This is a genomic window from Ciceribacter sp. T2.26MG-112.2 (assembly GCF_900492205.1).
Taxonomy (GTDB): domain Bacteria; phylum Pseudomonadota; class Alphaproteobacteria; order Rhizobiales; family Rhizobiaceae; genus Allorhizobium; species Allorhizobium naphthalenivorans_A.
Genome location: NZ_UEYQ01000005.1, coordinates 70,842 through 84,603, shown reverse-complemented (window position 1 = coordinate 84,603; position 13,762 = coordinate 70,842). Strand labels below are relative to the sequence as shown.

Annotated in this window: 10 protein-coding genes and 1 riboswitch; of the genes, 6 read left to right on the top strand and 4 right to left on the bottom strand. The window is 63.9% G+C overall.

Features of this window, described 5'->3' with window-relative positions; genetic code table 11:
- Positions 1-138 precede the first annotated feature (138 nt).
- The 5 genes from DYZ14_RS10075 (at position 139) to DYZ14_RS10055 (ending at position 5,729) form a co-directional block, all read left to right on the top strand.
- Positions 139-324, top strand: a complete 186-nt coding sequence (locus DYZ14_RS10075) for a lipoprotein (RefSeq protein WP_154720555.1) — start codon at positions 139-141, stop codon at positions 322-324.
- Between the two features lie 183 nt (positions 325-507).
- Positions 508-2,814, top strand: a complete 2,307-nt coding sequence (locus DYZ14_RS10070; protein ID WP_154720554.1) for an NADP-dependent malic enzyme — start codon at positions 508-510, stop codon at positions 2,812-2,814.
- A gap of 153 nt (positions 2,815-2,967) precedes the next feature.
- Entirely contained in the window at positions 2,968-3,711 is a 744-nt protein-coding gene (locus DYZ14_RS10065; protein WP_154720553.1) for a helix-turn-helix transcriptional regulator, read from the top strand.
- 129 nt (positions 3,712-3,840) lie between these two features.
- Complete coding sequence (locus tag DYZ14_RS10060; RefSeq protein WP_115669276.1) at positions 3,841-4,482, top strand: acyl-homoserine-lactone synthase; 642 nt, start codon at positions 3,841-3,843, stop codon at positions 4,480-4,482.
- A 182-nt stretch (positions 4,483-4,664) separates the two neighbouring features.
- Positions 4,665-5,729 (top strand): DUF2865 domain-containing protein, encoded by a 1,065-nt coding sequence (locus DYZ14_RS10055; protein ID WP_154720552.1) that lies wholly within the window; start codon positions 4,665-4,667, stop codon positions 5,727-5,729.
- A gap of 107 nt (positions 5,730-5,836) precedes the next feature.
- Here DYZ14_RS10055 and DYZ14_RS10050 read toward each other — a convergent pair whose 3' ends face one another.
- From DYZ14_RS10050 to DYZ14_RS10035, 4 genes are all read right to left on the bottom strand, one after another.
- Entirely contained in the window at positions 5,837-7,714 is a 1,878-nt protein-coding gene (locus DYZ14_RS10050; protein ID WP_195949895.1) for a methyl-accepting chemotaxis protein, read from the bottom strand.
- 178 nt (positions 7,715-7,892) lie between these two features.
- Positions 7,893-8,594 (bottom strand): 5,6-dimethylbenzimidazole synthase, encoded by a 702-nt coding sequence (gene bluB, locus DYZ14_RS10045; RefSeq protein WP_154720550.1) that lies wholly within the window; start codon positions 8,592-8,594, stop codon positions 7,893-7,895.
- 46 nt (positions 8,595-8,640) lie between these two features.
- Positions 8,641-8,855: riboswitch (cobalamin riboswitch) on the bottom strand.
- 42 nt (positions 8,856-8,897) lie between these two features.
- Positions 8,898-9,731, bottom strand: a complete 834-nt coding sequence (locus tag DYZ14_RS10040; RefSeq protein WP_154720549.1) for a TolB family protein — start codon at positions 9,729-9,731, stop codon at positions 8,898-8,900.
- Between the two features lie 36 nt (positions 9,732-9,767).
- Positions 9,768-11,447 (bottom strand): NAD+ synthase, encoded by a 1,680-nt coding sequence (locus DYZ14_RS10035; protein WP_154720548.1) that lies wholly within the window; start codon positions 11,445-11,447, stop codon positions 9,768-9,770.
- A gap of 201 nt (positions 11,448-11,648) precedes the next feature.
- Here DYZ14_RS10035 and DYZ14_RS10030 point away from each other — a divergent pair, with 201 nt between their 5' ends.
- Complete coding sequence (locus DYZ14_RS10030) at positions 11,649-13,577, top strand: LTA synthase family protein (RefSeq protein ID WP_154720770.1); 1,929 nt, start codon at positions 11,649-11,651, stop codon at positions 13,575-13,577.
- Positions 13,578-13,762: the final 185 nt, after the last annotated feature.

Sequence of the window (13,762 nt, the reverse complement as noted above, 5' to 3'; positions counted from 1 at the left end):
TGCTGTCAAGCCAAGGGCGGGACCGTTGCCATAGCATTTGCCGCCAAAAACATCAATGTTGACATTTGAACACCTGTGTTCAATATAGGTCGCATCAGTTCACCCATCGCAACACAGGCCAAGTTCAGGAGACCGATCGTGAAGAAACTAATTCTCGCTACATTCATGCTTACCGCGCTTGCAGGCTGCTCCCAGACCACCAGGACCACCGACGAAAAGGCGGTGGCCTGCGCCAAGGCTGGCCTCTCCGACGAACAGTGCGCCCAGTCGAAATACGGCCTGCGCCCGACCTCGCTGCCGCCGGTCATCTCCCCCTCGACCTGATCCGCATCTCCCCGGCAGAGGCGACGCCCTGCCCCATGGCGGGCGCCGCCTTGCTTCCGAGGATTGCATCCTGCGGCTCCAAGCCCGACAAAATCGGTGGGGAGAGCGGCGGGGTACTCCCAGTCCGGTTCATTTGGTGTATGCAGGAACGCATACCAGTGAATGAACCGGACACGGAAAAGCATGGATACCACCGACAAGAACAAGCCGGCAGCCCCCACGGCGGACCTCGACGAACAGGCACTTTTCTACCATCGCTATCCGCGACCGGGAAAGCTGGAGATCCAGGCGACCAAGCCGCTCGGCAACCAGCGCGACTTGGCACTTGCCTATTCCCCCGGCGTTGCAGCCCCCTGTCTGGCCATCCGCGACGAACCGGAGACCGCCGCCGACTACACGGCACGCGGCAATCTCGTCGCCGTCATTTCCAACGGGACAGCCGTGCTCGGGCTCGGCAATATCGGTCCGCTCGCCTCCAAGCCGGTGATGGAAGGCAAGGCCGTCCTGTTCAAGAAATTCGCCGGCATCGACGTCTTCGACATTGAAATCGACGCCATGACCGTCGATTCGATGGTCTCGACCGTCTCGGCGCTCGAGCCGACCTTCGGCGGCATCAATCTCGAGGACATCAAGGCGCCGGAATGCTTCGAGGTCGAGCAGCAGTTGCGCGCCAAGATGAACATTCCGGTCTTCCACGACGACCAGCACGGCACGGCGATCATTGTCGCGGCCGCCATCCTCAACGGCCTGGAACTCGCCGGCAAGAAGATCGAGGACGTCAAGATCGTCGCCTCGGGCGCCGGCGCCGCGGCGCTCGCCTGCCTCAACCTTCTGGTGATTCTCGGCGCCCGGCGCGAGAATATCTGGGTGCACGACATCGAGGGTCTGGTCTATGTCGGCCGCGAAATGCTGATGGACCAATGGAAGTCGGTCTATGCCCAGGTCAGCGACAAGCGCACGCTCGCCGAATCGATCGAGGGCGCCGACGTCTTCCTCGGACTGTCGGCGGCCGGCGTGCTGAAGCCCGAGCTTCTCGTGCAGATGGCGGAAAAACCGCTGATCATGGCGCTCGCCAATCCGACGCCGGAAATCATGCCGGAACTGGCGCGTGCGGCCCGCCCTGACGCGATGATCTGCACCGGGCGCTCCGACTTTCCCAACCAGGTCAACAACGTCCTGTGTTTCCCCTACATCTTCCGGGGCGCGCTCGATTGCGGCGCAACGACGATCAACGAGGAGATGAAGATGGCCGCGGTGCGCGCCATCGCCGCCCTTGCCCGCGAGGAAGTGTCCGAAGTCGCCGCCCGCGCCTATTCCGGCGAATCGCCGACCTTCGGCCCGAACTATCTCATCCCCTCGCCGTTCGATCCGCGCCTCATCCTGCGCATCGCCCCCGCCGTCGCCAAGGCGGCGGAAGAGAGCGGCGTGGCACGCCGGCCGATCGCCGACTACGATACCTATCTCGACCAGTTGAACCGCTTCGTCTTCCGTTCCGGCTTCGTCATGAAGCCCATCTTCGCCGCGGCGAAGAAGGCGTCCGACAAGCGTGTGATCTTCGCCGAAGGCGAGGACGAGCGCGTCCTGCGCGCCGCCCAAGTCCTGCTCGAGGAAGGCAGCGGCAAGCCGATCCTGATCGGGCGCCCGCACATCATCGAGAGCCGCCTGCAGCGCTTCGGCCTTCGCATCCGTCCGGGCGTCGATTTCGAACTGGTCAACCCCGAGGACGATCCCCGCTACCGCGACTATGTCGAGGACTATTTCGCCCTGGTCGGCCGCGTCGGCATCAACCCGGAAGCCGCCCGCACCATCGTGCGTACCAACAATACGGTCATCGGCGCGCTCGCCGTCCGGCGCGGCGATGCCGATGCACTGATCTGCGGCGTGGAGGGGCGTTTCGACCGCCATCTGCGCGATGTCGGCCAGATCATCGGCAAGAAGCCCGGCGTGCGGGCCTTTTCCGGTCTCAGCCTGCTGATTTCCCAGCGCGGCGCGATCTTCTTCACCGATACCTTCGTGACCTACAACCCGTCGGCCGCCGAGATCGCCGAAATGACGATCCTCGCCGCCCAGGAAATCCGCCGGTTCGGCATCACCCCGCGGGCGGCCCTCGTCTCGCACTCCAATTTCGGATCGCGCGATTCCGACAGCGCCCGCAAGATGCGCGAAGCGCTGCAACTGATCCGCGCCCAGGCGCCGGAGCTGGAAGTCGATGGCGAAATGCAGGGTGGCTCGGCGCTTTCCGAGGCCTTGCGCAAGCGGGCCATGCCCGACAGCACGCTGACCGGCGAAGCCAATCTCCTGGTCTTCCCCAATCTCGACGCCGCCAATATCTCGCTCGGCATCGTCCGCACCATGATGGACGCCCTGCATGTCGGGCCGATCCTGCTCGGCGCAGCCCTGCCCGCCCACGTCCTGTCGACCTCGGTCACATCGCGCGGCGTGGTCAACATGGCGGCGCTTGCCGTGGTCGAAGCGTCGCAGCCGGACTGAGCCGTCGAGCCGGACCCATGGCCGAAGCCCGATCAGCCCCGTCATCGGCCATGACGGGGCGTCACGTGCGCCACGCCATACCTCCAAAATACGGTCTGGACATCGCGGCGTCCGGCGAACACTCTTGACCCATATTTTTGTAGGGTTTCAGGAATGACGAACCAGGGCGGCTACTTCGACCTGCTGGACTGGCTGCAAGATCAGAAGGTCGTGCGTCCGCTGCCGTTCTTCAGACAGATGCAGGCCGTGTTCGGCATCGCCCACATTTTATACATCGACGCCGCGTGCACACCGGCGGGCGTGAAGCCGCACCGCCTGTGCCACACCTTCGGCACTGCGGCGGCGCATGCGGTCAAGGCACTCGGTCCCGGCGTCTTCGAACCACCGCTGCGCCACGCATTGGCATCCATCCGGCCCCTCGATTGGAGTACGCTTGCACCGGGCACGCCGGCGCGAGATGGCCTTGAACAAATCGCCGAACGTCTCGGCATCACGCCCTGCGGCGTCGCCTATCCACTGATCTCGCGCGAAGGGCGTCAGGCCATGCTCGCCGTTCATGTCGCTGCCGAACCCTGCGAATGGCACAGGTTCCGCCGGCTTCATGACCGCGACCTGTTCGCCCTTGCCGTCGAATTCCATGCGTCGCTGTTGCAGGGCAGCGAACAGGGCAGCGGTGAGCCCGCGACACCCCGACTGACGCGACGCGAACGCGAAACGCTCTACTGGGCGGCGGCCGGAAAAAGTTACTGGGAGATCGCCGTGATCCTCGGGATCACCGAGCGCACGGTCCGCTACTTCATGGCAAACGCGCGCCGCAAGCTGAATGTCGTTTCCAACACCCAGGCAGTGGCGGAGGCCGCATGGCGCGGCCTGCTGCCCGGCCCCGACCTGCACTGACCTCCTCCACCTTGAGCGGCGCATGAGTATAATCCACAATTGCAACTGCGCGACCTGTCGCTACCGACAGTTTCATTTCTAGTGTATTGCGCCATCTTCCAGTCGCCTCGACAAACAAGGGAGACTGGAATGATCCGGATCATCAATGGCGCCAACCGCAACGACTTTCCCCAGGAGATCGCCGCCATGCATCGGCTGCGCAAGCGCGTCTTCCACGATCTCCTCAAGTGGGACGTGATCGTGGAGGGCGATCGGGAAATCGACCACTACGACGATGCCAATCCCGTCTACATCCTGTCCTATTCACCGGAAGGCCTGTTGCGCGGTTCGCTCCGGCTTTTGCCGACGCTCGGCCCCAACATGCTCGACGACACCTTCCCGATCCTGCTCGGCGGCCGCCCCGAGATCCGCAGCGCGGCAATCTGGGAATCGAGCCGCTTCTGCATCGAGCCGGAAATATCGCAGGACCGCGCCTCGAACCAGGTGACGATAGCGGCAGCCGAACTGATGTGCGGCGTCGGCGAACTCGGCCTGGCCCTGGGCTTGAGCGATATCGTCACGGTGACCGACGTCTTTCTCGAGCGCATGTTCCGCCGCATGGGTTGCCCTGGCGAACGCATCGCCGAGCCCCATAAAATCGGCTCGGTCCATGCAGTCGCGGTCGCATGGGCGGTAACCCCCGACCTGCTGGCACGGATGAAGGCGGTCGCCGAGATCGAAGGCCCGGTACTTGCCGAACCGCTGGCGATCGAGCGGGCCCGCGCCGCCTGAACGAACCCCTTTGACGAAGAGGAGCGCCGCGCCCGTCGCGGCGCTTCCGCGTTAACACAGATTTGTGTTCCCGCTTGGCGCATTGACGCTCGCAAACTATCGTGAAAATGCCTATAGGCTGGCCCTATTCAATACAACGATGATGCCACCGGGGATGCGAATTGCACCATCGCAGAAATCGATTGCTCTTGACGCTTGGGGTGTTCCTGACCTGCCAGCCGCTTTCGGCGCAGGCAACGGTTGTCTGTGAGAGCTTGCGTGTGCGGCTCGCCTCCCAGCCGGAAGTGGTCGCCGATACGCGCGAGATGCGCCGCTATTCGAGCGCGATCGTTCGCCAGAACCTGGAGATCCGCAAGGTCCGCTACGACATGCGGCGTCTGCGCTGCGAGGGCGCGATCGTCGAATACCGATCGGACGGCACCAGCCAGTGCGGCGAGCTGTCCGCGGCGCTGACGCGGATGGAGGCCAACAAGCGGGCGCTCGCCGTCAAACGCGATGCCTTGCGCTTCGACGGGGCGGGAAACAACCCCGCGCGCGAGCGCCTTCTCGCCGCGCTCGAGGCCAATGGCTGCAACGCCGACCAGCCGGACACGGCCCAAGCACCGGCATTGCCGCCCGGAACGATCAGCCGACCCGCCGACCCTACGCAGACGACCGGGGAGACCGAGGGAGACGGTCGGTTCCGGACATTTGCCGGTCACGGCAGCTTGCGCACCTTGTGTGTCCGAACCTGCGACGGCGCCTTTTTCCCGATCTCGTCCAACACGTCACCGCTCAACTTCCGCCGCGATGCACAAATCTGCCAGCAGATGTGCCCCGACACCGAAACCGAACTCTATTATCACTCGATGCGCACAGCGGAGAGCGCCGACATGGTCTCCGCCGAGACCGGCCAGCCCTACAGGATGTTGCCGACCGCTTTCTCCTACCTGAACCGGCCGACCGGCGAAAAGCCCTCCTGCGGCTGCGACCTGCCGGGCTATTACCGCAAGATGCAGACGCATGGGGCGCAGAACAAATCCCCCGGCAGCGACAAGGCGGTCGTCGAAATCGGCAAATCGGAATCGGCACGCGCGGCAGCGGACGGATCTCCGGCGCAAGCTTCCACGGCCATGCCGCAGGACCGGCCCTATGACCCGAAATCGGCTGCCGTGCGCAAGGTCGGCCCGACCTTCCTGCCGACGGCCACCAGCAGCATCGATCTGCGCAACCCGGCACTTCCGGGTCCCCAACCGCTCCAGCAATAGCCTCACCGTAGGCTTGACGCCGATTTCACCCTTGTCCTCTTGCGGAATGCAAACGGCCGGACTAGAGCCCGGCCGCGTTCTGCTGATGTCCATCGATCTGACCGCGATCAGGCGGCACGTGCCCTCGCCGGGGCGTAACCGCCACGGCTAGCGCTGATCTCGAACTGCCCGACCTGGGTGAACAGCTCCTCCGCCTCCTGCGCGAGCTTGTGCGCGGACGCGGTCGACTGCTCGACCATGGCGGCGTTCTGCTGCGTCACCTGGTCCATCTGGGTGATCGCGCCGTTGATCTCGGAGAGCCCAGTGGCCTGCTCGTGGGCCCCGGTGACGATGGCGCGAATGTCGCCGTTGATCTCAGTGACATTGGCCTGGATCAGGCTGAGGATTTCGCCCGACTGGTTGACCAGCGAAACGCCGGAGCTGACGGCTTCGCTCGAACGGGCCACCAACGCGGTGATCTCCTTTGCGGCATTGGCCGAGCGCTGGGCCAGTTCGCGCACTTCCTGGGCAACAACGGCAAAGCCCTTGCCCGCCTCGCCGGCGCGTGCCGCCTCGACACCGGCATTGAGGGCAAGCAGGTTGGTCTGGAAGGCGATCTCGTCGATCACGCCGATGATCTTGCCGATCTGCGACGAACTCTCCTCGATCTTGCCCATGGCGGCGATGGCGTTGCGCACGATCTCGTCGGACTGCTGCGCCTGGCGGTTGGCCTCGCCGACCTTGCGGCTGGCGCTGTCGGCGATCGCCGCCGAATTGGTCACCGTCGTGGTTATCTCGTTGAGCGCGGCGGCCGTCTGCTCCAGGGCCGCGGCCTGCTGCTCCGTGCGACGCGCCAGGTCGTCGGATGCCGAGCGCATCTCTGCCGAGCTGGACCGGATCTCATGGGAGACACCGGAAATATCCGCCATGGCGGCCTGCAGCCGGTCCGCCGACTGGTTGAAGTTCAGCCGCAGACGATCATAGTCTCCGTCGAAGCTGGTGTTGATGCGCGAGGTCAGATCCCCTTGCGCCAGTCGGTCGAGCGCTTCGGCCAGCGCATCGACCGCCGTCTTCGTGCGGTTGAGTTCCGCAATGCGCTCCGCCTCGTTCATCGACTGGATCTGCGCGAGACGCTCACGATTTCGCTGTTCTTCGGCCTCGGCGTCGCGACGGGCAAGAAGGTTCTCGCGGAAGTTCCGGAACGAGCGCGCGAGATCACCGATTTCGTCGGCGCGTTCCACGCCGGCCAGCTCGACATCGACATGCCCCTCGGCCAGCCGGTTCATCGCCGCGGTCGCGCGGTTGAGCGGGTTCAGCAGACGCCGCATCACGAATGTGGCAAGACCGGCACCGCAAGCCAGTACCAGCGCACCAAGCGCGGCCAGCACCAGCGCCATGTCCTGTGACTGCTGGCGGGCGGCGCCAATGTCGGCCTCGGCCTTGCTCCCCTCGCGATCGACGATAGCCGTGACAATAGCGCTGATCGCCTCGATTTCCTTTTGCAGGGCATCCGAGAACCCATCGAAATTGCCCATCAGCTTGTTGCCTTCCGTCGCACCGCCGGCGATGAAGGCATTGGCCATCTCGATACCCGCCTTGTGGAACGCGGCATAGCGCTCGGATAGCAGCTTCATTGCCGGTACGAGATCGGGGGCGTTAAGATCCACGGCCAGAGCGTCGATCCGCTGGACGAGTTCGGCGAGCCGCGCGGCCTCCTGCTCGGCCAGCAGGAAACCGTCGTCGAGACCGTCCTTGCCTTGCGTCGCCGAAATGTCGGTCAGGGATTCCTGCGTGCCGACGATCGCGAGTTCCACTTCCTTCTGGCTGGCGATGAGTTCGCGCAGCAGGATATCCGTCTTGCGCTCCTCCTCGTAGAGGCTGATGACCGCCTCGAGCTGCCGCTGACTGACGATGTCCGAAACCGCCAGAACGGCGACGCTGACGAGAACGAGTGCCCCGATGCCGGCGGTGACAGCCTTGCCAAGCCGGATTTTGAGAAGATTCATGATGGCCCCAATGAACGAAGACGTGTTGAAAAGCCTCACCGGGACATTCGGTGCGCAGAACTGCGTCATGCAATTGGTGGAGGAAACTCCCAGGCAGTGCTAGTTTTAGCCTGCGATATTTAACGCACGTTAAAGATAACGACCCTGAGCGACACTGCTGCGAAATAAAACAAACAGCTTACGTCATATCTGTTCGTCTAGGCGTTCCCCAGACCTCATCGAACACCAGTTCCTCGATCGGCAACCGCTGGCGCCAGCCTTTCAGCGCCAGTTCCGGCTGGTCGTAAAGCCGGTCGACATAGCCGAGGCAGAACCAGCCGATCACTTCGACATGGTCGGGAATGCCAAGAACGGCGCGAAGATCGGCCTGGTGAAAGATGCTGACCCAACCGACCCCGACACCCTCGGCGCGCGCCGCCAACCAGAGGTTCTGCACGGCACAGACGGTCGAGTAACTATCCATCCGCGGATTGTGGGTGCGGCCCAGCACAACGGGTCCGCCGCGTGTCGGATCACAGGTCACACAAATGCCGAGCGGCGCCTTGCGGATACCCTCCAGCTTGAGCCGCATATAGCTGTCGCGCTGCTCGCCGGCAAACATTCCGGCGGCTTCCTCGTTCGCCTTGGCGAAGGCGCGCCACACCGCCTCGCGGCGGGCCACGTCGCGCACCACGAGAAAATTCCATGGCTGCATGAAACCGACCGAGGGTGCGCTGTGGGCGGCCTGTAGCAGCCGCGTGATCAGATCTTCCGGCAAAGGATCGGGCAGGAACTGGTCGCGTACGTCGCGACGGGTGCGGATCGCCCGGTAGACGGCCTCGCGCTCTTCCACGGAAAAGGCGCCGGCCCGGACGAGGTGGTCGTTCGGTTCATCGTGCATCGTCACATCCCCAACAATGCGTCCGACCGCCCGCCGTCCGCGCGGGCAAAGCCTATGATCTCAGGCCGGTCTTCTGACTCCGGATCGCCCGGCCGCCCCTGCCTTCCCGGTCGAACAACCAGTGGCAAAATACGGAAAGGATTCCAGATCCTTCCCGGAGGCCGCCGTCCCCGTCACAGCGTTGGGCACGCGCCGGAATCCCACCGGCTTCCCGATTCTCCCGCCCCAACGAGGGCAGGCACCTGACGGAAGAATGTCTACAGGAACATGGCCCGAAGGCAAGACGGCCTGCTCAGCCTGCGATCAGCCGGCCACCGGAAAATACCGGACATAGGCAAACGCATCGCCCTGCGGCGACCAGCACGGAACGTTGATGGTGCCCTGCCCGCCGAACATTTCGAACAAAGTCTCCGGATTGCCCCCGTCCGGATCGATCAGCCGCAGCCGCACGTCGAGATCGCGCGGATGGTCGAAGACGTCAGGGTCGTAGGACAAGAGCAGGACCTTGTCGCCCTTCGGCGACGGATGCGGGAACCAGTCGCCGAATGCGCTGTCGGTGATCCGCTCCGCGGGGCCGCCCTGGGCGGGGACACGCCAGATCTGCATCCGTCCCGAGCGGCTGGAATTGAAATAGATCCATTTGCCGTCGGCTGAATAGTCCGGCCCGTCGTTGCGCCCCTCGCCGAAGGTCAGCCGGGTCTCCTCGCCCCCGTCGACCGAAATCGTATAGATGTCGAAGAGATCGTCGCGGATGCCGCAATAGGCGAGCCTCCGGCCGTCCGGCGACCAGCCGTGCCAGTAGGACGGCAGCGTCTGCGTCACCTGACGCGGGGTGCCACCCTCGGCCGGCAGGATGTAGATGCAGGACTTGCCGTGCTCGACCTTGTCCGACACCACGAGCCATCGGCCGTCGGGCGAAATGCCATGATCATTGTTGCAACGCGTGGCGAAGCCGGTATCAATCTGCACCGGATCTCCACCGCCGTCCACCGGCAGGCGATAGAGCAATCCGTCGCCGTTGATGACGAGCGATGCGCCATCCGGGCTCCAGTTGGGTGCCTCGACCAGCCGGTCCGTCTGCCACACGACGCGCCGGGAGCGGCTGCGGATATTGAAGATCTCGACCGAACTCCGCATCGCTCCCTCCCCCAAAAGTCCCGGCGACCGTCTCCGTCAGCGGTCGCGGAAACGATTGGTGATCGGATAACGCCGGTCGCGGCCGAAATTCTTGCGGGTGATCTTTACCCCGGGCGCCGATTGGCGACGCTTGTATTCGGCGAGATAGAGCAGGTGCTCGACCCGGTGCACGGTGGCGATCTCGTGGCCGCGGGCGACGATCTCGTCGACCGACATTTCCTTCTCCACCAGGCATTCGAGGATATCGTCGAGCACCGGATAGGGCGGCAGGGAATCCTGGTCCGTCTGGTTGGGCCGAAGCTCGGCCGACGGGGCCTTGGAGAGGATGTTGGCCGGAATCACTTCGCCCGAGGGACCGAGCGCGCCCGGCGGGACATGGGCGTTGCGCCACGCCGCCAGCGCGTAGACCTGCATCTTGTAAAGGTCCTTGATCGGATTGAAGCCACCATTCATGTCGCCGTAAAGCGTCGCATAGCCGACAGACATTTCCGACTTGTTGCCGGTCGTCACGACCATCGAGCCGAACTTGTTGGAGATCGCCATCAGGATCGTGCCGCGCGCGCGGCTCTGCAGGTTTTCCTCGGTGATGCCGCTCTCGGTGCCCTCGAACATGTCGGAGAGCGCGGAGAGAAAGCCGTCGACCGGTTCGCCGATCGGCACCGTGTCATAATGGCAGCCGAGCGCCTTGGCGCAGGCGGCGGCGTCGGCCAGCGATTCCTTCGAAGTATAGCGATAGGGCAGCATGATGGCGCGCACCCGCTCCTCGCCCAGCGCATCGACGGCGATCGCCGCGCAGATGGCCGAATCGATACCGCCCGACAGGCCGAGCACGACGCTCTTGAAGCCGTTCTTGTTGACATAGTCGCGGAAGCCCAGCACGCAGGCGCGATAGTCGGCCTCTTCCTTTTCCGGAATACGCGACATCGGCCCCTCGCCGCAGCGCCAGCCGTCGGCAGCGCGCTTCCAGGTGGTCACCGACAGGGTCGATTCGAACTGGCTCATCTGGAAGGCCAGCGTCTTGTCGGCATTGAACCCGAAGCTCGCGCCGTCGAACACGAGTTCGTCCTGGCCACCTAATTGGTTGGCGTAGATCAGCGGCAGACCGCTCTCGATCACCTGCTTCAATGCCACCTGATGGCGAATATCGACCTTTTCCCGGAAATAAGGCGATCCATTCGGCACCAGCAGGATCTCGGCACCGGATTCGGCGAGCGTCTCGCACACGCCGAGATCCCCCCAGATGTCCTCGCAGATCGGAATGCCGATGCGGACACCACGGAAGTTGACCGGACCCGGCATCTCGCCGGCGATGAAAACGCGCTTTTCGTCGAACTCGCCGTAATTCGGCAGATCGATCTTGTCGCGGGTCGCCGTGACCTTGCCGCCGTCCAGCACGGCGACGGAATTGTAGCGGCCCTTCTCATCCTCGCGGGGAAAACCGATCACGACGCCCGGCCCGCCATCCGCGGTATCGGCGGCAAGTTGCTCCACCGCCACTCGGCAAGCCTTGAGGAAGGCCGACTTCAGCACCAGATCCTCCGGCGGATAGCCGGAGATGAAAAGCTCAGTCAGGAGCAGAAGATCGGCCCCCTGGGATGCTGCTTCCGCCCGCGCCTCGCGGGCCTTGGCGAGATTGCCGGCGACGTCGCCGACAGTCGGGTCGAGCTGCGCGATGGCAATGCGAAGGGTATCGGGTCGGGTCTGATTTTCGCTCATGAACATCGTTTAGCGCGTGGCGCCCGGCTCCGCAATGTCGGCGAACCAAGGCTGAGTGCCGCACTGCAACATTAGACGGGAAAAATCGCGGGAACAAACCGACGGCGCCCCGGTTCATCTAGCGTTCATGACGCTTATGTGACAGCTATGCGAAAGTTTTGTTAAGTCTGTTCTTGATCGCGGGAGAGCGCGTTGGCCGAGATGATCTCCGAGCCGGGAATGCCCGTCAAAGCCTTAAGCCACAAGGGCAAGGCAGCGCCACGTGCCCTGCGCAGCACGGCCTTGCGCGCCGTCGTCACGCTCGTCAATTCGTTTGTCCTCGCCCTCCTGACGATCATCGTCACCGAATGGTTGGCGCGCGAAACGCTTTCCGGCGTCTCGGATTATCTCTTCTCCGCCAGCCGTCCGGGCATGGTCGCCGTGCTGATGCTGTTCCTGGTGTTCATTGCCGCCGACGCACTGTTCGGCCGGGCCTATCAATCGGCGTTGATCCTGGTTCCGCTGGCCATACTGCCGGCCTTCCTGTCGATGCAGAAGCAGCAATACCTGTCCGACCCGCTCTATCCGAGCGACATGCTGTTCGGTCGCCAGATCGGCGAACTGGTCCCTGTCATGTTTGCCGCCCGGCCCTTGGCCGCCATCGGCCTCGCGCTCGGCGTCCTGGCCCTGCTCGCCCTGCTCGGTTACCTGCTGGTCCTCGGCCGGCGCAATTTCCCACCGCTTTCGGCAGTGTCCAAGCTGTTTCGGCTGCTGGTGGCCCTGCCGTTGATCGGCGGCTTCCTCTCGCTGATGGATCCGAATTCCTTCTCCTACATTCGCGACCGGCTGAACATCGTTCCGATGATGTGGGATCAGCAGGAGAACTATCGTCACAACGGCTTCCTGCTCGCCTTCGCCTTCAACGTGCCCATGGCCAATGTCCAGGCACCTGGCGGCTATGGCCCTGAGGCGATCGCCGATATTGCGCCGGAGCGGCTGCCGGCCACCTTCTTCGGGGGGCGCAATGCCGACGTCATCATGGTCATGAGCGAATCGCTGTGGGACCCGACGCGCCTGTCGAACGCGCAGCTCTCGCCGGACCCGATGCCGACGATCCGCGCCAATTCCTCGGGCAACCTGTTCTCGCCGGAATTCGGCGGCATGACGGCCAATGTCGAGTTCGAGGCGCTGACCGGCTTCTCCAACGCCTTCCTGCCCTATGGCAGCATTCCCTATCAGCAGTATGTGCGCCGGCCCCTGCCCTCGCTCGCCACCTTCTTCGCCTCGAAGGGCTATACGACGCGGGCCTTCCATCCGTTCCAGAGCTGGTTCTGGAACCGCGCCAATGTCTACCAGTCGCTCGGCTTCCAGTCCTTCATGTCGGAAGAGAACATGCCGCTCATGGACAAGCGTGGACTGTTCACGTCGGACGAGGCGCTGACCAAGGAGATCATCCGCACCGCCGACCAGACAAAGAAGCCCTTCTTCTTCTTCGCCGTAACCCTCCAGGGCCATGGCCCCTACGAGAAGAACCGCTATGCGAAGAACACGATCGACGTGCAGTCTGCATCGCTTTCGCCGGAAAGCCGCGACAGCCTCGCCACCTATGCCCAGGGCGTGCGCGAAGCCGACAACAGCCTGAAGGCCTTGATGGACTGGGCAAAGACCCGCCGCCGCGAAACCATCATCGTCCTGTTCGGCGATCACCTGCCGCCGCTCGGCAATGTCTACACCGAGACCGGCTACATGCCGGACGTGGTGGCCACCCGCAAGGCATCCGTCACCGTGATGAAACGCGAGCATGAAACGCCGTTGGTCGTCTGGTCGTCGAAGCGTGGCGTGCAGAAGGACCTCGGCTCGATCAGCCCCTCGCAACTGCCTCATTACGTGGTGCGCCTCGCCGGCTACCGCCACGCCTTCTACACCGGCGTGCTGGGTCGACTGAGCGAACGCTATGCCGTCGTGGACCGTCACCAACTGATCGAACGAAACGCGCGGGCTCACCCGGACTGGGCGACCTCCGGGGAGCCGGTCGATCAATTGATCCGCGACTACCGCCATCTGCAGCACGACCAGATGTTCGGAGAAGGCTTCGGCACGGAGCGCTTCTTCCCCGAACAGGTCGAGCGGCTCGAGGCCCCTGCAAGCTGAGCGAGGGACGGGGCAACGGGGCCGCCGCCCCTTGCCCCCTCGGATCGCCGACCTCGCCTTGCATCGCCGACGTAAACCGGCCATTGACACAAAACGGATATGGAAATTGTCTAGCCAGCACTGAGGCTTCCATGCTGCACCGTCATCCCGTTTGCCACGATGCCGGCCAGAGGTTGGGCCGACCC